Annotated in this window: 18 protein-coding genes; 12 read left to right on the top strand and 6 right to left on the bottom strand. The window is 42.2% G+C overall.

What is annotated here, in order from left to right; genetic code table 11:
* Nucleotides 1-37: 37 nt before the first annotated feature.
* The 4 genes from AHMF7616_RS16620 (at nt 38) to AHMF7616_RS16605 (ending at nt 4,606) form a co-directional block, all read left to right on the top strand.
* Nucleotides 38-316, top strand: a complete 279-nt coding sequence (locus AHMF7616_RS16620; protein WP_115373903.1) for a zf-HC2 domain-containing protein — start codon at nt 38-40, stop codon at nt 314-316.
* Nucleotides 317-322: 6 nt separating this feature from the next.
* On the top strand, nt 323-907 hold the full coding sequence (gene gmk, locus AHMF7616_RS16615) for a guanylate kinase (RefSeq protein WP_115373902.1): 585 nt from the start codon (nt 323-325) through the stop codon (nt 905-907).
* Nucleotides 904-1,476: a nicotinate (nicotinamide) nucleotide adenylyltransferase gene (gene nadD, locus AHMF7616_RS16610; protein WP_115373901.1), complete on the top strand. Its 573-nt coding sequence runs from the start codon at nt 904-906 to the stop codon at nt 1,474-1,476. The genes gmk and nadD overlap by 4 nt, the downstream gene beginning before the upstream one ends.
* 220 nt (nt 1,477-1,696) lie before the next feature.
* Nucleotides 1,697-4,606 (top strand): TonB-dependent receptor, encoded by a 2,910-nt coding sequence (locus tag AHMF7616_RS16605; protein WP_115373900.1) that lies wholly within the window; start codon nt 1,697-1,699, stop codon nt 4,604-4,606.
* Nucleotides 4,607-4,785: 179 nt separating this feature from the next.
* On the opposite strand, the gene AHMF7616_RS16600 is transcribed toward AHMF7616_RS16605, so the two are convergent.
* The 3 genes from AHMF7616_RS16600 to AHMF7616_RS16585 all read right to left on the bottom strand — a co-directional run bounded on the left by AHMF7616_RS16600 (nt 4,786) and on the right by AHMF7616_RS16585 (nt 7,408).
* Nucleotides 4,786-5,190 (bottom strand): type II toxin-antitoxin system VapC family toxin, encoded by a 405-nt coding sequence (locus AHMF7616_RS16600; protein ID WP_115373899.1) that lies wholly within the window; start codon nt 5,188-5,190, stop codon nt 4,786-4,788.
* On the bottom strand, nt 5,187-5,426 hold the full coding sequence (locus AHMF7616_RS26460; protein ID WP_115373898.1) for a hypothetical protein: 240 nt from the start codon (nt 5,424-5,426) through the stop codon (nt 5,187-5,189). Before AHMF7616_RS26460 ends, AHMF7616_RS16600 begins: the two co-directional genes overlap by 4 nt.
* Before the next feature lie 374 nt (nt 5,427-5,800).
* Complete coding sequence (locus AHMF7616_RS16585; RefSeq protein ID WP_115373897.1) at nt 5,801-7,408, bottom strand: hypothetical protein; 1,608 nt, start codon at nt 7,406-7,408, stop codon at nt 5,801-5,803.
* A gap of 263 nt (nt 7,409-7,671) precedes the next feature.
* Between AHMF7616_RS16585 and AHMF7616_RS16580 the strand changes: the two genes are divergently transcribed.
* Nucleotides 7,672-8,289, top strand: coding sequence for a deoxynucleoside kinase (locus AHMF7616_RS16580; protein ID WP_115373896.1), 618 nt, complete (start codon nt 7,672-7,674; stop codon nt 8,287-8,289).
* 174 nt (nt 8,290-8,463) lie between these two features.
* Nucleotides 8,464-10,305, top strand: a complete 1,842-nt coding sequence (locus AHMF7616_RS16575) for a glycosyltransferase (protein WP_233507613.1) — start codon at nt 8,464-8,466, stop codon at nt 10,303-10,305.
* On the opposite strand, the gene AHMF7616_RS16570 is transcribed toward AHMF7616_RS16575, so the two are convergent.
* A complete protein-coding gene (locus AHMF7616_RS16570; protein WP_115375657.1) occupies nt 10,302-11,402 on the bottom strand; it encodes a mechanosensitive ion channel family protein in 1,101 nt (366 codons plus the stop codon). The two genes, AHMF7616_RS16575 and AHMF7616_RS16570, sit on opposite strands and share 4 nt — an antisense overlap.
* Before the next feature lie 197 nt (nt 11,403-11,599).
* Between AHMF7616_RS16570 and AHMF7616_RS16565 the strand changes: the two genes are divergently transcribed.
* The 3 genes from AHMF7616_RS16565 to purU all read left to right on the top strand — a co-directional run bounded on the left by AHMF7616_RS16565 (nt 11,600) and on the right by purU (nt 13,872).
* Nucleotides 11,600-12,355: a copper homeostasis protein CutC gene (locus tag AHMF7616_RS16565; RefSeq protein WP_115373895.1), complete on the top strand. Its 756-nt coding sequence runs from the start codon at nt 11,600-11,602 to the stop codon at nt 12,353-12,355.
* 278 nt (nt 12,356-12,633) lie between these two features.
* Entirely contained in the window at nt 12,634-12,936 is a 303-nt protein-coding gene (locus AHMF7616_RS16560) for a Dabb family protein (protein ID WP_115375656.1), read from the top strand.
* Between the two features lie 105 nt (nt 12,937-13,041).
* Nucleotides 13,042-13,872 carry a formyltetrahydrofolate deformylase gene (purU, locus tag AHMF7616_RS16555; RefSeq protein ID WP_199474252.1) on the top strand — a complete coding sequence of 277 codons (831 nt, stop codon included), beginning with the start codon at nt 13,042-13,044 and terminating at the stop codon, nt 13,870-13,872.
* Nucleotides 13,873-13,967: 95 nt separating this feature from the next.
* Here purU and AHMF7616_RS16550 read toward each other — a convergent pair whose 3' ends face one another.
* Nucleotides 13,968-15,296 (bottom strand): ammonium transporter, encoded by a 1,329-nt coding sequence (locus tag AHMF7616_RS16550; RefSeq protein ID WP_115373894.1) that lies wholly within the window; start codon nt 15,294-15,296, stop codon nt 13,968-13,970.
* Nucleotides 15,297-15,776: 480 nt separating this feature from the next.
* Here AHMF7616_RS16550 and AHMF7616_RS16545 point away from each other — a divergent pair, with 480 nt between their 5' ends.
* Nucleotides 15,777-17,129: a lysophospholipid acyltransferase family protein gene (locus AHMF7616_RS16545; RefSeq protein WP_115373893.1), complete on the top strand. Its 1,353-nt coding sequence runs from the start codon at nt 15,777-15,779 to the stop codon at nt 17,127-17,129.
* 178 nt (nt 17,130-17,307) lie between these two features.
* Nucleotides 17,308-18,384, top strand: coding sequence for a class II fructose-bisphosphate aldolase (fbaA, locus tag AHMF7616_RS16540; protein ID WP_199474251.1), 1,077 nt, complete (start codon nt 17,308-17,310; stop codon nt 18,382-18,384).
* Between the two features lie 65 nt (nt 18,385-18,449).
* Here fbaA and AHMF7616_RS16535 read toward each other — a convergent pair whose 3' ends face one another.
* A complete protein-coding gene (locus tag AHMF7616_RS16535; protein ID WP_233507612.1) occupies nt 18,450-20,870 on the bottom strand; it encodes a glycoside hydrolase family 31 protein in 2,421 nt (806 codons plus the stop codon).
* Between the two features lie 365 nt (nt 20,871-21,235).
* On the opposite strand from AHMF7616_RS16535, the gene AHMF7616_RS16530 reads away from it, so the two are divergent.
* The gene (locus AHMF7616_RS16530; RefSeq protein WP_115373892.1) at nt 21,236-22,585 is read left to right on the top strand and encodes a glycosyltransferase; all 1,350 of its coding nucleotides are present in this window, start codon (nt 21,236-21,238) and stop codon (nt 22,583-22,585) included.
* The last annotated feature ends 69 nt before the right edge of the window (nt 22,586-22,654 follow it).

Raw genomic sequence — 22,654 nt, 5'->3', positions numbered from 1 at the left:
TAAACAAAAACCAACTAAAAACTAACCAACAACGCTCATGGATACAACCTTTACAATGCAACACGCCCTAACCGACGAAGGACCTAAAACCGACTGCCAAAAAGTAGTAGAGTTACTGGATGTTATTATTGATGGTGAAGCCACCACCGAAGACCGTCATTATTTTTTTAAACATCTCGAAACTTGTCAGGATTGTTTTCAAGCGCATGATAAGCACCAGCAGCTTAAATCTTTCTTAAAAGATAATATTAAGCGCAAATTAGTGCCCATCAATTTAATGGGTTCTATTAAAACGGTTATCCATGAAACCATTTAACCCGGAATGCAAGGCAAGCTTATTATTTTTTCGGCGCCTTCCGGGGCGGGTAAAACCACCATTGTAAAGCATCTATTAAACGTAAATCCGCATTTAGGTTTCTCCATTTCGGCCTGTACCCGCGACAAACGCGGGCGCAACGAAACCCACGGTAAAGATTATTACTTTATCACTCCCGAAGATTTCCGGCAAAAAATTGAAAATAATGAGTTCGTGGAGTGGGAAGAAGTATACGAAGGCGCTTTTTACGGTACGCTAAAATCCGAAATTGAACGCATCTGGAGTAATGGCAAACACGCCATTCTGGATGTAGACGTAAAAGGCGGTCTGCACATCAAAGAATTTTACCGCAACCGGGCCTTGGCGGTATTTGTAAAACCACCTTCCATCGAGGCCTTGGCGCAGCGGCTCGAAGCCCGGGCTACCGACTCGGCCTCCAGTATTTCCAGTCGGGTATTTAAAGCTAAGTTTGAATTAAGCTTCGAAGATAAATTCGATAAAGTAATTGTAAACGACAACCTGGAAGACGCCTTCCAAAAATCGGAAAAATTAGTAAACGAGTTTATCGGGGTAGAAGATAATGTGATATGAAAGTTGGCCTGCTTTTCGGCTCTTTTAATCCTATTCATACCGGGCATTTAATTTTAGCCAATTACATGGCCAACAATACCGACTTAAGCGCCGTGTGGCTGGTAGTTTCCCCACAAAATCCTTTTAAGGCCAGTGCTTCGCTTTTACACGAGTTCGACCGATTGCACATGGTAAACTTGGCCATTGATAAAAATACCCGCTTAGGCGTATCGGACATTGAGTTTAAAATGCCGAAGCCCAGCTACACCATTGATTCGCTTACCTACCTGCAAGATAAATACCCCTCGTACGAGTTTGTGTTGATTATCGGCGAGGATAATCTGCCTTCTTTCCCGAAGTGGAAAAACTACGAGCAAATTTTAAATTTTTTCCAGGTTTACGTATATCCCCGTTCCGGCACACCGCCTTCTGCCCTAAAAGATCACCCCAAAGTAAAAATGGTACCCGCCCCCATGCTGGACATTTCGGCTACCTTTATCCGCGACTGCGTGCACCAAGGTAAATCCATTACCTACATGGTACCCGAGGAGGTAGAAAATTACATTAAATTGAAGAAATTCTGGTTGTAATAACTTTATCTTCTATTGGGTTAAGAGCAGGCATTAAACCTGTTTTTTTTATGCCTTGTAGCAATCAAATTAAAGCTTTGTTGATTTTGTAAGCCAATTCTTAAAAGTAGAATCTTCTTCAAAATTTAAAATTTTTAAAATTTCTCCAATTTTTCTAATAACCAGTTAAACTTTACGGGTTTACAAGCATCCAAGGAACGCACGATCCGTTTCTGATGCTATGAAAATATTTTTTACGCTTGCTATTTTTCTTTTATCCGAAGCAGCTTGGGGCCAATCTTTTTTGCTGGAAGGTACCGTAACCGATCGTAAAGACAATTCGCCTTTGCCCGGCGCCACGGTGTTGCTCCTGCGCTTACCCGATTCCACACAGTCGGCGGTAATAACGGATGCTACCGGCAGATTTGCTTTTCAGCAAACGCCGGGTAGGTACTTGCTACGAATCTCGTTTTTAAGCTATCAAACCGTGGAGCGGCCCATCAGTCTTACTAATGCCCCTTTAAACGTAGGCGCTATTGCTCTATCTTCCGACACCCGCCAGTTAAAAGAAGTGCAGATTATTGGCAAAACCCCCACGGCCGTACAAAAAGGCGATACTACCGAGCTCAATGCCCGCGCTTTTAAAACCAACCCCGACGCGAATGCTACCGATCTTATTCAGAAAATGCCCGGCATTAACGTGCAGGATGGCCAGGTAAAAGCCCAGGGCGAAAACGTACAGCGCGTACTGGTAGATGGTAAAGAGTTTTTTGGCGATGATGTAAATGCCACACTCAATAACTTGCCGGCGGAGGTAATTGATAAAATTCAAATTCTGGAAGAACAAAGCGAACAGGCCAAGGTGTCGGGTTTTGATGATGGAACCCGCGTTAAAACTTTAAATATTGTAACGCGGGCGGATCGGAGAACGGGGCAGTTTGGGCGGGTTTACGCCGGTGCCGGCACCGATGCTCGCTACCAGGTAGGCGGCAGTTTAAATATGTTTAAGCCGGGGCAGCGTTTAACCATTCTGGGGCAATCAAACTCCATAAACCAGCAAAATTTTTCCGGCGAAGATTTAATCGGCGTATCGGGTGGTGGGGGAGGCGGCGGTCGCGGTGGAAGAGGGGGTGGCGGTGGCCCAGGTGGCGGTGGTTTTGGCGGCGGTAACGACTTTGCCGTTCCGCAGTTAAACGGCATCACCAAAACGCATTCGGGGGGCTTAAACTATTCGGGCCAGTTTGGTAAAAAATTAGAAATCAGCGGCAGCTACTTCGGAAATTACACCGATAACGATGCCTACGAAAAATCTTTTTTGCAATACGTAGTTAATCAGCGGCTACCTTATAACGCGGAGAGCGAAATAAACAATTCGGCCACCCAAAACCATAATCACCGTTTAAATTTTCGGTTAGAATACAAGATCGACTCGGCCAATACTATTTTTTTGCGGCCCCGCTTAAGTTTGCAGGGCCGGGATGCGTTATCGGGCATCAACCGGAGCCGGAGCCTGGATACTGCTTTGGTAACCGAAACGGCCGGCCAGAGTAATTCCAAATCACTGGGTATTAACTTTACCAACGAATTCACTTTGCAGCACCGGTTTGCCAAACGCGGCCGGTCGCTTTCCATTGGTTTAGGTACCAGTATTAACAACCGCAACGTTGATTCGTATAACCAGTCCGAAACGGAACAATTTAACCCGGACGAGTTGATCTCCATCAATCAGCGCAACGATCAGGAAGTAAAAGGCTGGAGTTTAACGCCGTCTGTTTCGTTTTCGGAACCGCTGAGTAAGCTTAGTCAATTGCAACTAAATTATTCGGGTACCATCCAGCGCAACGAGTCGGATCGGCGGGCTTATAACTTTACTGACGAAGAAGAAGGCTACAACGCGTTTGATCCGCGCTTTTCCAATACCTTCGTTAATTTTAACCCACAACACCGGGTAGGCGTAGGTTACCGTTTCCGGACGCAGGATAATAAGATTAATTTTAATTTTAATACCTCCTACCAATACTCCGAGTTAAACAACGAGCGGGAATTTCCAACCAAAAACTCTTTTTCCCGCGGCTTTCATAATGTGGTGCCCAATGCCCGGTTGCAGTACAACATTACCAAACAGAAAAACTTCCGGCTCTTTTACCGGGGCGCAACCAATCCGCCGTCGGTAGACCAATTACAGGATGTAGTTACGCTCAGCAACGATTCCTTACGTTTTACCATTGGTAACCCCAACCTGAACCAATATTACCGGCATTTTGCCAACATTCGCTACTCCGCTACTAACCTGGAAAAAGCCAGTACTTTTTTTATTGGCCTCAACGCTTCGGTTAATCAAAATCCGATTGTAAACGCAACCATTATTGCCGACTCTACCGAAGTAATTTTTGGCGTGCCGCTGATTCGGAACCAGCAGATAACCCGCCCCACAAACGTAAACGGGCAGTATAATTTTAACGGCTTCGTCAATTATGGTATTCCCATAAAAGCGATTAAAACCAACGTAAACGTAGATGCTAATGCAGGTTACAACAAAAATCCGGGGTATTTAAACGGGGTGCTTAATTATTCTTACACGCAAACCTATGGCGTAGGCTTAACTTTAAGCAGCAACATCAGTGAGAATTTAGATTTTACTTTAGCCAGTAACGGAAACATGAATTTAACCCGGAACTCGGCTTCGGTGGGCCAAAACAATAATTATTACACCATTAACAATCGCGCCCGACTAAACTGGATTTTCTGGAAAAATTTTGTGTTACAATCTGATTTTACGCAGCGCATTTACTCGGGCTTAAGTGCCAACTATAACCAAAACTACAGTTTATGGAATGTGAGCGTGGGTAAAAAGTTTTTCCCCAAGCGTAATGGCGACCTGCGTTTGATTGTGTACGATTTGCTAAAACAAAACAACAGCATCCAACGCAACATTCAGCCTACGTACATCGAAGACGTAGAAACCCGCACGCTGCAACGGTATTTTATGCTTTCATTTACCTATACTATCCGGCAGTATAACGGTAATGCTACAGGCAATAACCTTAATAATCCAGGTAATCGGGGCGATCGGGAACGGCGACCAGGCGATTTTAATCCCGGGAACCGCGATTTTGGCCCAGGCAGATCAGGTGGTGGTCCCCGGAATTAAATATGACGTAGAAGGATATAATAGATCAGAATTTGGGTAGTAAGTATTTAATTTGGCTCGTGATGCTATCTTACCTTTCTATTTTCTGATAATAACAATAATTTAACTGTTGTAAACTAAATACTTGTAGTTGAGCCTTTGCAATAAAGACTCTAACTTATAAGTGCAATAGCCAAATATTACGGCAACCAGTTAATCATTTCTAGGCCTTTTACTCTTCTAAAGTGGTCTGTGTTGTTTGTAACGAGTTGCAAACCGTTGGTCAATGCGATACCAGCAATTAAGCAATCTGTGTGTCCTATAGGCTGACCTGTTTTTCTAAGATCAGCGTAAATTTCTGCCGCCTGTCTGGTCGCGCTGATTGTTAGCGGGAGTACCTTATTAAGGTCGGCAAAGTCAGTAAACTTTTCAAGTTGTTTTCTGGCGTCTTTGTATAGTAACCCGTTTAATATCTCGTAATAGGTGATAATGCTGAAATTGATAGCATCATAGGTCAAGAGATATTTTTCTGCATTTTCTACCACTTTAGGAGTGCCACGAAGAAATTCAGAAAGGATATCTGTGTCAACAAGAACAGGCTTCATATCGTGAGGTCACGGTCAAAAAGGTTGTTTCTGGAGTCTTTTGTCTGCTTCAGGAAGTCGTGGTAATCTTCATCTGTCATGTCAGCAAGTGAACCTGCGAAAGAGAGAACTTTCTTGCTTCTCTTATCCGACTTCTTGCTATTGGCCCGTAAAGCATGAATAATAGAATACAAATCTTCCAGTCGGTTAACCGGAACATTTTTAAGTTCTTTTAATATAGTGTTTATTGTTAACATGTTTAATTTAAAAAAATAGGTTTGTTGTTTGATTGAACCTGATGCTTGGCTGCGAATGGCTTACCACTAACGAGCAAGGCTTTGAGCAAGTAGAGAATTAGCATTTGGTCTGCTCATAACCGCTGCTCAATTTATAAATTAAAGTTCATTGTTTATTCTACCAACTCTTTATACATACATCAGATCTTTGAAAATTTTCGGACCAATGTGCCTGCTCAGACCATTTTTAGTAACAATTTTAACTTTTTCGTTTTGGAACAGGTTTTCAAACAAATCATATACCGCCATGTAATTGTCGAAGTTTTCTTGGTCCGGTTCAAAGTCAATCAGTAGATCAATCTCGCTTTTGGCGATACCATGTTGGCAGTATACCCTTATTTGTAATCGTTAATTAAAAAATTCTCTAATGTGTTGAGTGTAAAAACTGATTTTATAAAAATGTCCTTTGCTACCTCAGCGTAATTATTTCCTTTAAGATTGAAATATTCTATAGCTTTTTTACAATCTTTATTAGAGTTACTAAAACTATGAGAAAGCAATCCTGAACGCAAATCCCACAATTTTCTTAAAAAAGTAATCATTTCGGGTATTTCAACTTCTTTAACTTTTAAAAATTTTTCGAGCTTAGTGATACCTCTGTCTTTAGGGTCAAGAATGATTACTTTTGAAAATTCAGCTTCGTTGAGACGGTCAATAGTAATTTTTACAATTGTTAGAATTTGTTCACAGAATGCTTTTACATTGTTTGATGTTGGAATATGCAAAGCGGTAAAAAGGTGCTCGTCTTCTTTGGCTAATGGTTTATAAAATTTCCAACCAAACTTCTTTTCCCACTTCTCATTAAATTTTTTGTATTTGTATTTAAAGTATAAGTCTGGTGTTTCTGGGTGCTGAGCCCAGTTTCCCTCAATCATAGTTCGATAGTAAGTACTACTAATGCCTTTTTGAGGTGGAATATTGTATTGCTTCCAATGTAATTGCTCTTTATAAGGTAACATTCCCAGTTCAACTAAAAACACGGGTACGTAGTCTGCTACATTATTATCAATTTTTAAAATAAAAAAATTTGATTTTACATGAAAGCCATCAACCTCATATTTTGTTGGGTCATTGTAGTATTTATTCAAAACTTCTTTCTTGAAGTATGTCAGAATAAAGTATTTCTCATCTTCTCTTTTGCAACTCTGTAAGATTTCATTCCCGTTATTGTCGTAACCAGTAATGAATGTTGCGTACTGCGAGTTTTCATAATCAAAGTGATAGCCTTTACTTTTGCCTTTCTTAGGGCTGATTATTACTTTCCCATGAATCCAACTTTGATTTTTACCAGCTTCAAAATCGAGTGGACGTATCAGATGATTGTAACAATAGTAATCGGATTGAAAGTTTTTGTCCATTGGTTCTATATCCATGTCTTTAAGGTTGCTTTGATCTAACCTCATGAAATCAAAACAAATCGACAAATACATTTTCCTTATAGAAATATACTCTATTAAATACTTCAGCTTAACTCTTATTTTTTTTGGTTCTACGATAATTACTTCGTCAAGCTCGCCGAGTTCATCTATAAAGTAGTATTGCCTACTTTGTTTATTTTGCAATTTTTCATATAGCTTGAAATAAAGAATAAACTCCTCAGATATATCTACATAGGAATCGTAACCATCATTAAAACTGAAGTACTTAGAGAAAAGAAAGGGTTCTATTCCTTTATCAGAAAAAGTTTGATATGTCGTTATGACCTTGCCATTTTTATAAGATTCAAATATTGAAGGTTTGCCTTCGCTTCCACTCTGAATTCCCCAATTACTGTCAAGCTTATACTTTTTTATTCTTGCAGAATCAACTAAGCAACAGTAGATAAGTGTTTGGTCGTCTTTTCTTGAATCATAGCTGTCATAAATAATTGCCCAACCGTCTTTTGTGAATGAAGATTCTATTTGCTTAATTGTGTCACGAAGTAAAAAAGTGTCTTTATCCATTCTTTCCAATCAAACAATTTAAATTATCGGAGGTAACTAGTGGGTTACTGTTAACTCCTAAATATACGCATGTTTTATGCGTCAATCCAACTACTTTGGTCGGATTGAAATAGCTGATAACAAACAGCTTTAAAAATTAACGGGTTACCTCCATTTGGTGAATTTTTTAAAATAATTCACCAACCTGCTATCTAAAACCCAAGCCAGTTCCGCTGCTTTACCGTATAACGGGCAACTTGTAACCTGCAACCTATAACTCTCCCATGCATATTGCTATAGTCGGAAATATTGGAGCCGGTAAAACTACGCTGGCGCAAAAATTAGCGCAGCATTACAAATGGGCGCTGTTCGAAGAAGCTGTAGATAATAATCCCTATTTAAAAGATTTTTACGACGACATGCCCCGCTGGGCCTTTCACCTGCAGGTCTTTTTCCTGAACAGCCGTTTCCGGCAAGTACAGCAAATTAAGCACAGCGAAAAGAGTGTGGTGCAGGACCGTACGGTTTACGAAGATGCCTACATTTTTGCCCGCAACCTGTATCAATCGGGCATGATGAGCGAGCGCGATTTTGAAAATTATTTCGAACTGTACCGGTCGCTGGTAAGTTTAGTTACCCCACCCGATTTATTAATTTACTTAAAAGCCGATTTACCGAAATTAATTGAGCAAATTGAAAAACGGAACCGCGCGTACGAAAGCAACATCAGTATTCAGTATTTGCGCAGCTTAAACGAACAGTACGAAAACTGGATCAGCCATTATGATTTGGGAAAATTGCTTATTATTGATGTAAACAAGCTGGATTTTGTCGCCAACCCGGAAGATTTAGGTTTAATCATTAATAAAATAAATCTGGAATTATTCGGTCTTTTCCGGTAAACTCAAAAATTTTAAATTTTTAAAAATTTACATCCGAAAGCTTTGGCGCACCGTTTATTAAAATTTTTTGCGGTTAATACGGTAAAGTAGTTTCTAATTTTGCCAAACTATCGTAATAAACTGCAGTAATTTTTTACCTTTAAAAGTATACTTCCACCTTTAAACCATCTGCCCGTGATAGATTTAAATCATCCTGCCAAGATAAACGAAGAATCGCTGAAACAAGCGTTGTTAACCGAAATTGCCTGGGAAGTATGTAACCAGGTAGGCGGTATTTATACCGTTATTCAAACCAAGGTACAGTCGATGATGGAACAGTGGGGTAGTTGTTTTTTCCTGATTGGCCCTTATTTTCCGAAAACGGCTGCCGCTGAGTTTGAACCGACCGATGATTACAGCAGCCCCTTTGGCCAGGCGGTACTAAAGATGCGTAACATGGGCTACGAAGTGCATTTTGGGCATTGGCTGGTGGCGGGTAATCCGTTGGTAGTATTGTTAAATCCATATAGTGTATACGACCGGCTGGGCGAAATAAAGTATGCCTTGTGGGCCGACCACGACATTCCTTCGCCGGACAACGACGATCTGCTAAACCAGACGATTGCCTTTGGCCATTTGGTGAAAGTGTTTTTATCGGTGTTGATTTCGCCGGGAATTACCGACCGGCCGGTTATTGCGCACTTTCACGAATGGATGGTGGGTGCCGCTATTCCGGCTTTGCGGCGGGAGCAGGCCAAAATAAAAATTGTATTTACCACGCACGCCACCTTGCTGGGCCGCTACCTGGCTATGAACGATCCGTCGTTTTACGATAATCTGACGTCGGTAAACTGGCTGAAAGAAGCCCAGCATTTTAACATAGAAACGGCTGTGCGCATTGAACGGGCGGCGGCGCACGGAGCGCATATTTTTAGTACGGTAAGCCAGGTAACGGCCCGGGAATGTATTTTTCTTCTCGACCGCATTCCGGATGTTTTGCTGCCGAACGGTTTAAGCATTGAGCGGTTTACGGCCATTCACGAGTTCCAGAACCTGCACGCGAAGTATAAAGAAAAAATTCACCAGTTTGTGATGGGGCATTTTTTTCAAAGCTATCCCTTCGACCTGGACCATACGCTGTATTTCTTTACTTCGGGCCGGTACGAGTACCGCAACAAAGGTTTCGATGTTACCCTGGAAGCCTTGGCGCGTTTGAATTACCGGATGCAGGAAGCGGGCATTAAGAAAACCGTGGTTATGTTTTTCGTAACCAAGCAACCATATACCTCCATTAACGCGCACGTACTGCAATCGCGGGCCATGATGCAGGAAATCCGGGAAACGTGCGAAACCATTGAACGGCAGATTGGCGACCGCTTATTTTATTACGCGGCTTCTAACTCCGACTTCAAATTGCCCAACATGGGCGAATTTGTAGACGATTACTGGCAATTGCGGTACCGCCGCAATTTACAATCGTGGAAAACGCACATCCTGCCGAGCGTGGTAACGCACAACCTGGTACACGATCACTCCGACGAAATTTTAAATTTTTTACGCTCGTCGCACTTAATTAATAATGCCCACGACCGGGTAAAGATTGTTTACCATCCGGATTTTATTTCGGCGACTAATCCCTTGTTTGGCTTAGACTACGGGCAGTTTGTGCGGGGTTGCCATTTAGGTATATTCCCGAGCTATTACGAGCCGTGGGGCTACACGCCGCTGGAATGTATTGCCCGCGGGGTACCAGCCGTTACCAGCGATTTGGCTGGCTTCGGAGATTACCTGGCCAACCGCCAGGTAGACGAAGAAACCGCCCGCGGTACTTATGTGATTAAACGGCGGAATAAAAGTTTCGACGATGCCGTAACGCAGCTTACCAATTACTTATTCGATTACGTGCGCCTGACCCAGCGGGAGCGGATATCGCTAAGAAACAGCGTTGAGAATTCGTCGGTAGAATTTGACTGGAAGAACTTAAGAAAGCATTATAACCGGGCTTACGTACTGGCCCTGGAAAAAGAATATACCTAAGCTTCGCCGAGGCTGCTATTGAACGAGGTTCCGGCTCCGGCTGGCACCTCGTTGCGCGTTTTAGGCAAGCTATCCGGAAAGTTTTGCTGGATATATAAAACTAATTTTTCGCGGATTTCGCACCGCAATTCAAAGGCAGTACTGGAGTCGCGGGCACTCACGAGGGCCCGCAATTCCAAAGTTTTTTCTTTAGATTCGGTTACGTGTAATTTGCAAACGCGCTTATCCCAAAGCAACGAAGCCGCAGCCAAGCGTTCCAGTTCGGTTCGCACAGCATCCACGGGAATGGTATAATCGGTATAAATAAAGATGGTACCCAAAAGTTCGGCATTGGAGCGCGTCCAGTTCTGGAAAGGTTTTTCGATAAAGTAATTAATCGGTAACACCAATCGGCGTTGGTCCCAGATCTTTACTACCACGTAGGTCAGCGTGATTTCTTCAATGTTACCGTATTCGCCTTCCAGTAAAACCACATCATCAATCCGGATGGGCTGCGTAAAAGCAATCTGAAAACCGGCCAGTAAATTGGCCAGAGAACGTTGCGCGGCAAAGCCCACAATAATCCCCACGATTCCCGCCGAAGTAAGTAAGCCTGTACCAATTTTTCGGACGGTGGCAAAGCTCATCAGCACCAATGCTAAAGCCACAAAAGCAATGGCTATTACTACTAAACGCTTAATAAATTGCAGCTGCGTAATTACTTTCCGTTCGCGAAAGTTATCGGCTTTCGAAATCTGGTAACTCTGCCGGACAACATCTTCGAAAACGTAAACAACACCAATCAGTACCCAGGCAAAGGTGATAATTAAACTGGTTTCGATAATGCGCCGCATTACTTCTAAGCTGCCGCCGGTAAAAGGCATGAGTGGTGCCACAAACGAAAAAACCAGCACCGGTAAAAAATAACCCAGTGGCCGCTTCACAAACCGGATAATACTAGGCGCTGTGGTAGCGCTGGTCCGGCGGCGGCTATACAGAATAAGCGCCTTAAAAATTAAAAATTTGAGGAGTAGCCCTACTACCAGGCTACCAATAATTAGTCCGGCCGCGTGTAAGATTTTCTCGAACAAGTAAGGAATGGGTAAGCCTAAATCCATTTGGTTACATCTAATTTCCGGTTTTAACGCGCACAACATCCTGCGCGGCAGTAATAGAATTGCTTTATTTCCGCGACAATATACCCGAATGTTTTACTTTTATGGCAGGTAATCCCTAAAAATTAATAAGGGTTTTATTTTATCTCATTCAGGAGGAGTAAAGAGCGTCTGCTGCCTAAATTTTTAAAAATTTTATAATGAATCCATTGTTGTTAGAGATTTGCACCGATTCGGTAGCTTCCTGTCAGGAAGCGGAAAAAGGTGGCGCGGCCCGGGTGGAGCTATGCGCTAATTTGTTTGAAGGCGGCACGACGCCCACCGCCGGTTGTTTAAAAATAGCCCGCCAGCAAGTAAGTATTCCTATTCACGTACTTTTACGGCCCCGCGGCGGCGATTTTTGCTATTCCGCCGAGGAATTTGCCGTAATGCAACACGACCTGGATGTGATCAAGAGTTTGGGGGCTGATGGGGTAGTGTTGGGCGTGTTACAACCCGATGGCAACATTGATCTGGAACGAACTGCCACTTTAATTGAGCAGGCTCGCCCCCTGCAGATTACCTTTCACCGCGCTTTTGATATGGTAGCGGATCCTTTCCGGGCCCTGGAGCAGTTGATAGAACTGGGCGTGGAACGGATTTTAACTTCGGGCCAGGAAAAATCCGCTTTGGAAGGGTCGGAACTTATTGCGCAACTCATTCAGAAAGCGGCGGGAAGAATAATTACAATGCCCGGCGGCGGCATCACCGACCGCAACATTGCCCGGTTAAAGCGCGAAACCAACGCTCAAGAATTTCACTTAACCGCCCGCGAAAAAGTACCCAGCTCTATGATTTACCGCAACAACAATGCTTTTATGGGCGGCGAACTGCGCGTACCCGAATACGAACTAGCTTTTACCAGCGCGGGTAAAGTAGCTAAAACCCAACAAGCGTTACAAGCGAATGTTAGTTAGTAGTTAATGGTTGTTAGTTGTTAGTTATTGTTTGTTCCTTGTTTGGATTTTTTACTAGTTTATTGCTGGTCGAGCTTGTGGTAAAAGAGATGGGCGATAGCTTATCGCGATGTGAATTAATTCGCGAGGTAATGCTAATAGGAGTTGAACATATTCCTATTCTAACAACCAACAACGAACAACCAATAACTAATAACTAATGACCAGCAACCAAAAACTAGGTATTATTTTAAGAAACCTATAAATTGCCGGCCATATCCATCTTTAATTTGCCATTTATGTTTGTACATCACGTTTTTTTCTTTTTAAAACCGGATTTAGATCAGGAACAACAAGCTGCTTTTGAAGCGGGTGTAAAGGCCTTATTGCCTATCCAACACGTAAAGTTAGGCGATGTAGGAAAGCCCGCGTCTACGGACCGGCCGGTAATTGATCGTTCGTATTCGTATTCCTTGTTGCTGGTATTCGAAAACTTAGTTGATCACGATGCCTACCAGGTAGATCCTATTCATTTGAACTTTGTAGAAACCTGCAAGCAGTACTGGGACCGGGTGCAGATTTATGACTCGGAAACCGTGTAATTTTTTTAAAATTTAAAGCCTTCTGATAGTAGCAGAAGGCTTTTTTATGCGTATGGCAATAAAAACTTGTATAAACATCTGAACCTAAGAGGAAACCAACCCAGAATGATTCATACTTTACGCATTGACTGCCCCGACCGGAAAGGCTTAATCTACGATATTACCAAAGTAGTTTTTAATCATAATTTAAATATTATCAGCAACGACGAGTTTGTGGATAATACTTTAAATCATTTTTACATGCGGGCCGAAGTAGAAGGGGAGATACAAGTAGAACAAGTAGTAGCGGAGTTGTACACGGTTTTACCCGCCGGAGTAGTTATTCAATTGGTGCCGCCGCAAAAGAAAAACATTGTAATCCTGGTTACCAAAGAACACCATTGCCTCGGCGATTTATTGCTTCGTTACGAGTTCAACGATCTGCAAGCAAATATTTTGGCGGTAATCGGCAACTACGCTGTTTTAGAACCTTTAGTAACAAGGTTCGGCATTCCGTTTCATTACGTAACCCACGAAGAGAAAACCCGCGAAGCGCACGATGCAGAAATGATGCAAATTGTGCAAAGCTACCAGCCGGATTATATTGTGTTGGCCAAGTACATGCGGGTGTTAAATCCGGCTTTTGTTACCAAATTTCCGCGACAGATCATCAACATTCATCATTCTTTTTTGCCGGCTTTTATAGGGGCCAATCCTTACAAACAAGCTTTTGAGCGAGGCGTTAAAATTATTGGGGCCACGGCCCATTTCGTGAGCAATGAACTGGACGAAGGTCCCATTATCGCCCAGAACGTTATTCAGGTAAACCATGCGCACAGCGCCCGCGATATGGCGCAGTCGGGGAGGGATGTAGAGAAAATTGTATTGGCCCAAGCCTTAAAGCTGGTTTTTGCCGACAAGGTATTTGTGAGCGGGAACAAAACGATAATTTTTTAAAAATTTTGCATTTATTTACTAAATTCTAATAAAAAACAAAAGCGGCTTCAGAAATGAAGCCGCTTTTGTTTTTTATTAGAATAAGGTTTATTCAATTAGGCAACCAGTAGTTTTTCTTCGTGTTGCGATACATCTAAACCAACGTTTTCATCTTCCGGCGATACGCGCAGCGGAGAAATCAGGTCCGTTATTTTTAGTAGTACAAAAGTACCCAGGAAGGAGAAAGCTACTACAATACCTAAAGCGGTTAAGTGAATCAGGAATAATTTGGTTTCGCCGTAGAACAAACCATTACCAGTGGTGTTGGCGGCGTTAATGCCTTGGTGCGCAAAAATACCGGTCATTAACATACCCACTATGCCACCCACGCCGTGGCAAGGAAATACATCCAGCGTATCGTCCAGGCTGGATTTGCCTCTCCAGGAAACTGCTAAATTGCTAATGATAGCGGCTACCGTACCAATAAAAATACTTACCGAAATTCCGACATAGCCCGCAGCCGGAGTGATAGCTACTAAACCTACCACTACGCCAATACAAAAGCCCATGGCCGAAGGTTTTTTACCCCGGAATGCATCAAATAAAATCCAGGCTAAACCAGCCGCAGCGGCCGCCGTGTTAGTAGTAGCAAAAGCCGAAGCCGCTAAACCACTGGCGCTAACCGCCGAACCGGCGTTAAAACCAAACCATCCGAACCATAACAAACCAGTACCAATCAGTACAAACGGGATGTTAGCCGGAGTAGAATGCATTTGCTCGGTTTTGCGTTTTCCTAAATACATGGCAGAAGCCAAAGCCGCGCAACCCGCCGAAATGTGTACTACAGTACCACCGGCAAAGTCTAACACGCCCATTTTAAACAAGAAACCATCGGGGTGCCAGGTCCAATGCGCGATAGGCGCGTAAATAAACATGCTGAATAAGCACGCTAATAAGATATAAGAAGTAAACCGAATTCTTTCGGAAAAAGAGCCCGTGATAAGCGCGGGGGTAATAACCGCAAATTTTAGCTGGAAGAAAGCAAATAATACCAACGGAATGGTGGCGGCTAAAGGCCAAGGCTTGCTTTCGAGTACGCCGTTAAACATAAAATAAGTACGCGGGTCGCCGATAAAACCACCGATTGAGTCGCCAAAGGCCAGGCTAAAGCCCACTACAATCCACAAAATGCTAATAACCCCCATGCAGATAAAACTCTGCAGCATCGTTGAAATAACATTTTTAGCATTTACCATGCCTCCGTAAAACAAGGCTAAGCCCGGAGTCATTAATAAAACTAAACCGGTTGCCGCCAACATCCAGGCCACGTCGCCCGAATTTAAACCTTCGGTAGGCATGCTTCCGGGTACTCCTGACAAGGCAACACCCAACACGCTGAAGATTACCAGCAATGAAAAGGGAACGATAGATAATTTTTCTTTCATGGGTTAATAATTAGAGGTGATAGATTAGTTGATGTACGATTCAAACATAATAAAAATTTTAATATTATGCCTAATTTTTTAAGGTAAATTTTTAAAAATATTATATAATTAATGAAAAACACCTGTATAAATAAGGTTTAATGATCAAAAATAACTAAATTATAATAAAAAGAGTTAAAATATAAACTGCCTCATTATTAATGCTATCAAAATAATGTTCTAAGACATAATTACCTGTTAAAAATGGCCTAATAGCTTTTGAAAAAGATAAATTTTTAAAAATATAGGTTATTATAACAGCGGAATATAAAATTAATAGCTTTTTAGACCCAAGTAGTATAGAAGATCAAGAGAATGCTTTATTCGGGATGCTTTAGTGTTAAGAACGGAAGTAGCTTCTACGTTTCCGTTGTTAAGGAAAGCTTAGTATATTTAATATTTACCAAGGGAGCGTTAAGAAGTAGTTATTTTGCGGAGAGTATGGGTTATTTTATTCTTAAATTAATTTTCAGGCTAGCATTAAAAATTTTTTACCAGAAAATAGAAGTAAAGCAATCTGGCAGTTTACCAGCTAAAGGGCCTTTGCTTTTGGTAGCCAATCACCCGAATACTTTTATGGACCCGATTGTAATTGCTTCGTTGTTGCGGCAAGAAGTTTATTTCATTGCGAAGAGTACTGTTTTCAATACACCTTTCCGGAAGTGGCTACTCGGCAAAATGAACCTGATTCCGGTGTACCGCAAAGAAGATGGCGTGGCTACGGCTGGAGCCAACAGTGCTATCTTCGAGAAATGTTACGAATTTTTGCAGGCCAACGGCACCTTGTTGATTTTTCCGGAAGGGAATAGTTTTAATGAACGCCGGCTCCGGCCCTTGAAAACAGGGGCGGCCCGTATTGCTTTGGGTGCTGCTGCTCAAAGTAATTTTGCGCAAACAGTAACTATTTTGCCCGTGGGTTTAAATTATTCGGAGCCTACCCGATTTCGAAGCAAAGTACTCGTAAATATAGCATCCCCTATTGTTGTGAATGATTTGGCGGCTATTTACCAGCAAGATTCTACTCGGGCGGTACGCTTACTAACCGAGCAGATTCGGGCGGCATTAGAATCTCAGATTATACATACCTACTCCGAAGAAGATGACGAACTAGTGAAACAAGTGGAAGCAGTTTATAAAAGTAAACTGGTAACCGACCATCAGGTAAATAACAGTGTCGAAGAATTTGAACTAACCCGGCACCTTGTAGCCAGCCTGGAATTTTTTAAAAATATCCATCCCGAAAGAGTAAAACATATTCAGCAAAAACTAGCCGCTTACCTAGCGCAATTAAATCAGTTAAGGTTAAACGATCAGGTGTTTTACGATGCGGCGGGTAACCGGCACTTAGGCAAATGGTTGTTTACTTCGGGTTTGTTTTTCTTGATAGGCTTGCCGTTGTACCTTTTTGGATTAATTACCAACTATTTGCCTTATATCTTGCCGGCCAAAGTAGCGGCAGCTTTAACCGAAGAAGAAGAGTTTACGGCTCCTATTCTGTTGAGTACGGGTATTTTTACTTTTCCTTTGTTCTATGCCCTGGAGTGCTACTTGGTCTGGTACTTTACACACGCCTGGTTTGTAGTGCTGCTTTTTTTAATTATGTTACCAGTTGCTGGTTTTTTTGTGCTTTATTATTATCAAAAATTTAAAAAAGTGCGCACCACTTTAAAGTTACAGACCTTATTCTTCCGCGACCGTAAATTAATTAGTGGGTTAATGCAGCAACGAGAATCCTTATTAGCCGAGTTAGAGTTTGCCCACCAACAATATATTCAGAAAATAGAATCAGTTTAGTTTATGCTGGTAGATCAATTTTTTAGCAAAGGAGTAATTTTGTTGAAAAGTAAAAGCATAAATTTTTAATTACGATAAAAAAAAGTAGTATTGCGCTGGTTTAATTAGAAAATATTAATTCAGACCAATTACTTTCTTTCTAAAAATTCAGTAAACCTATTTAATTATATTATAAGCAATGAGTGACGTGATGACCAAATTTAAACCGGGCGTATTATTCGGCGACGATGTGCAAGCCTTATTTAATTATGCCAACGAAAATAATTTTGCCCTGCCGGCAGTAAACGTAATTAGTACCGAAACCGTTAATGCGGTGCTGGAAACCGCTAAAGCGGTAAATTCCCCGGTCATCATTCAGTTTTCGAACGGCGGTGCGCAATATTTTGCCGGTAAAGGCTTAAACAACGATGGCCAGAAAGCCGCTATTGCCGGTGGCATTTCGGGAGCCCAGCACGTGCATTTAATGGCCGAAGCGTATGGCGTACCGGTGGTATTACACACCGACCACGCTGCAAAAAAATTACTGCCTTGGATTGATGGTTTACTAGATGCCGGCGAGAAATTTTACGCGCAACACGGCAAACCGTTGTACAGCTCCCACATGCTCGATTTATCGGAAGAAGATATTCAGGAAAACATTGAAACGTGTGCCCGTTATTTAGAGCGGATGAGTAAAATGGGGATGACCGTAGAAATTGAGTTGGGCGTAACCGGCGGCGAAGAAGACGGCGTAGACAACTCGGATGTAGATGCCTCGCATTTATATACCCAACCGGAGCACGTAGCTTATGCTTACGAAACCTTAAAAGCTATTAGCGAACATTTTACCATTGCGGCGGCTTTTGGTAACGTACACGGCGTTTATAAACCCGGTAACGTAGAGCTTCGTCCCGAAATTTTAAAAAATTCGCAGGAATACATTCAACAGAAATTTGGAACCGGCTCTAATCCGGTGAATTTTGTGTTCCACGGTGGCTCCGGCTCTGAGAAACACAAAATTAAAGAAGCGATTGAGTACGGTGCCGTTAAAATGAATATTGATACCGATATGCAATGGGCTTTCTGGGATGGTATCCGGAATTATTACGAAAGCAAGAAAGGCTACCTGCAGGCGCAGATTGGTAACCCCGATGGCGAAGATAGCCCGAATAAAAAATACTATGATCCCCGGGTTTGGTTACGCGAAGGGGAAAAGAACTTTATTGCCCGTTTAAAAGAAGCGTTTGAAGATTTAAATGCTTTAAATCGTAACTAAAATTTAAAAAAAAACTAAAAAGCCACAGGTGTAAACCCGTGGCTTTTTAGTTTTAGAGGCAACACTTACCGGAAAGTTAAACTCAAAAAGTTGGCATTTACGATAAGGGTGTAAGTATTTTGCGTTTCGTCTCTTATTATCTCGCTGAGCGGTAAAGCTTGGTCATCTATTATCGTAAGGGTTACCTCGAAAGGTAAACCGTGTAACACGATCTTACAGGTATGATAAGTAGGAATAAAATTACCCGAAACAGTTTGCTGCACATTCAGACTTTGCGTAGTGCCCACGGTAGCAAATTTCTTTACCAGGCATTCCCCATTTTGATAGCCATAGCCATCGCCGGCATCTTCGAACAAAGTGCTTTGGTGTGCCCCGTTTTTATGATACACGTGTAAAGTTAATTCTTCAATAGCCTTTTCGCCTACGTATTGCCTTATCGGGTACATGGGAATAACGGCGCCCGCTTGCACATACAAGGGAATGCGATCCAATTTGGCTTCGGCCCACACTTCTTTTCCGCCCACCACTAATTCGTCGGTCCAGTAATAATACCAGTTACCACGCGGTAAATACAGCCAGCGGCCATCGGCTTCAGGTTGTGTAATCGGGCAAACCAGCAAATTGTCACCTAATCCAAATTCGGCCATGCGTAAGTAAGTTTCGGAATCGTACTGGTCCAGGTAAACTAAAGGTTTGAGCATGGGAGTGCCGAAGGTTGTATACTGCCAGAAGGTAGTATACATGTAAGGCATTAGCTGGTAACGGAGCTGAATAAACTTGCGGGCTAAATCGGTATTTTCGTCGCCAAACGACCAAGGCTCTTGCTCGCCATGGTCGCCGGAAGAATGAGTCCGGCAAAAAGGATGAAATACACCTAACGCTAACCAACGAATGTATAACTCCCCGGAAGGTGTTTCAATAAATCCGCCAATATCGGAGCCGGCAAAAGAATAACCCGAAATACTTAAACGCTGGCATTGAATATTGGCCAGCCACATGTGTTCCCAACTGGCGATGTTATCACCGGTCCAGGTAGCGGCAAAACGCTGCACTCCGGAATAACCCGAGCGGGTTATGGTAAACGGCCGGTTGGGGTAAGCATATTTTTTTACGCCCTGGTAAGTAGCGCGGGCCATCTGCATGCCGTAAATATTATGCGCTTTTTTATGACTACACGGGTGGCCATCGTGATCAAAACGCACATCATCCGGAAAAGTACCTTGCTCAAAAACGGCGGGTTCGTTCATGTCGTTCCAAACCCCCTTTATCCCGGTTGCTATTAGTTCTTTAAATAAACCTGCCCACCATTCCCGCACGTTGGGGCGGGTATAATCCGGAAAGTTGCACAGACCAGGCCATACCGAGCCTTTCATCAGTGGTCCATCGGCGCGGCGGCAAAAATAATCATTGGCGAGCCCTTCCTGATACACCCAGTAGTCTTTATCTATTTTTATGCCCGGATCGATAATGACAATAGTTTTAAAGCCATCTTGGGCTAGTTCCTGCACCATGCGTTTTGGATCTGGAAAACGGTCTTTGCTCCAGGTAAAACACCGGAAACCTTCCATGTAATCAATATCCAGGTAAATGGCGTCGCAGGGAATCTGGCGCTCCCGGAAATTGGCGGCGATTTCTTTTACTTTTTGTTCCGGGTAATAACTCCACTTGCACTGGTGGTAACCTAAGGCCCAAAGCGGCGGTAATTCGGGTTTACCGGTTAGGTTGGTGTATTGGGCCGTTACTTCTATTAGTTCGGGGCCGTAAATAAAATAATAATTCATTTCGCCGCCTTGTGCCCAATAGCTGGTTACGTTGCTGCGTTCCGCAGCAAAGTCAAAATAACTCCGGAAGCTGTTATCGAAGAACATGCCGTAAGCTATTTTCTGGTGTAAGCCAATGTAAAAAGGAATGTTCTTGTAAAGCGGATCCGAGTTTTTGCCGTAGCCGTAGGTATCGCTTCCCCAATTTTGCACCCGCCGGCCTCGCAGGTTCATGTTAAAGGCTTTGTCGCCGAGCCCGTAATAATGCTCGCCACTTTGTACTTTTTTACTTATTTTAACAACATCGTTTCCGGTTGTTTGATCATACTCCCAATGAAAGCCTCTTTCGTCTTCAATAAGAATGGTACCCGATTTATCTAGTATTCTAACCGACAGATTTTCTTTCCAGATGGTTATTATAATTCGGTTGGTAGTAATGCGAAAATGATCGGTTTTTTCTTTAAATTCCAACGTTGGTTTTTCCGGCTGGTAAGCATCAGATAAAGCATAAGAAAAATCTTTCGGAAAATCACCATCCACTGCGTACCGAAACCGGATTATTTTATCGGTTAAAGCTTTTATATGCAGAATAACATTGTTATCGCAGTAAAAGTAAAAGTTATTATTTTCGTGTTTGCAATCCAGTATAGTACCCGGAAACAGTTCTCCTTTTCTGTTTGTCAGGTCATTTATCATGTAATTACCTTCGTGGATTATATTTTCCATATAATGGCATTAAACTTTATTTAGTTGATGAGCAGCAGAATAGAATTGAATAAGAAAAAAAATAATAATTTTAAAAATATTTATTCGTTTTCATAATTCTTTACTAAATTCGTAAAAAAATTACGATATTATTAAATGCATTAACTTTATTGTGGTTAATGTTTAAAATCTAACTAAAAATTCGTTGTTGTTAAAGGTAAGTAGAGAAGTTGAATTCTCGTATACTTCTTTGGAATGTTTAGTTTAATAAAGAAATATAACAAATATATATAGCATTTTTTGATTATTTACTTAGTAAATAAGAATAATTCATAAATAAATAATTTATTGGTTCTATTTCAGACGTTGTTAAAGAAGTTACTTACATGAGAAAGCTAAAAGTATTGATGTTAGGTTGGGAATTTCCCCCAATTGTTGCCGGCGGATTGGGTGCTGCCTGTTATGGTATCTCTAAATCTCTGGCCGGAAAGGTCGATCTTACGCTGATCCTACCTAAATCGGATCCGGATTTTATTTTGCAAAATGTTGATTTAACGGGCCTTAACAACATCGATATTCAAAACATTAAAGCAGCGTTTACTAAGCCGGAGTATTCTGCTTTTGGTGATGTGATGTATGTACCCGCTAATATTCTGCCTTACGAAAATGCTGAAGAAGCATTGACTATTGTACCGGAAACAAAGAGCGAACTAATAGAAAATACAGCTACCACAACTCCACCGGTTAAAGTTGCTTATCATCCAGTAACCATTACCGAGCCGGTGGAAGAATTAAATGTATTTGGCCACACCAGCCTGGAAAAAATGGATGCCAACTCCGCGGTTATTCAATATGCCCGCTATGCTACCCGGCTGGCTTCGCATAAAGATTTTGATATTATTTATGCCCACGATTGGATGACCTTTTTAGCGGGGGTAGAGTTAAAATTGGTGAGCGGCAAACCATTAGTCGTGCACGTGCACTCTTTAAGCTACGACCGGGCCGGTAAAGACAGCCAAGGCTGGATTTACGAATTGGAAAAACAAGCTTTGGATAAAGCCGATTTTATTATTCCGGTAAGTGAGTATACGGCTAAAATCATACAAACCCAGTATGGTATTTTGCCGGAGCGGATACAACCAGTTTACAATGGCATAGACTCGAAGCAACCGGTTCGGAAAGATAAAGCACCGGACGCAGATAAAATTGTTTTGTTTTTGGGCCGGATAACCGAACAAAAAGGTGCCGCCTATTTCCTAGACATTGCCGCCAAAGTATTGGAGAAAAACAAAGATGTGCAATTTGTAATGGCGGGCACGGGTAATCAGTTGCAAGAACTGTTAACCTCAGACCAATATTTACAACTGGATAACAAATTTGAATTTACCGGCTTCCTGGATCGCGAGAAAGTAGAAAACTTATTGGCTATTGCGGATGTGTATTGTATGCCTTCGGTATCGGAGCCTTTTGGCTTATCCGCCATAGAAGCAGCACAGTTTGGGGTGCCGGCGGTTATCTCTAACCAATCAGGGGCCGCGGAAGTACTGCACAGTGCTTTAAAAGCAGATTACAATGATATTGAAACTATGGCTGCGCACATTCTTGCTTTACTGGAAGATGAAGCTTTACGCGAAAAAGTAATTGCTGATTCGTACCAGGATATTGAATCTCTTACCTGGGAAAAAACCTCCGAAGAAATTCTGGATGTTCTGGAAAAAGTAGTAGAGCAAGCCTGATTTTTTAAATTTTATTGTTGATTATTACTTGAATAACAGAAAAGGCCGACATTTAGTCGGCCTTTTCTG

It is taken from the genome of Adhaeribacter pallidiroseus (assembly GCF_003340495.1).
In the GTDB taxonomy this organism is placed as follows: domain Bacteria; phylum Bacteroidota; class Bacteroidia; order Cytophagales; family Hymenobacteraceae; genus Adhaeribacter; species Adhaeribacter pallidiroseus.
Note: the sequence above shows the minus strand (reverse complement) of the source record. Positions and strands in the feature narration are given on the sequence as shown.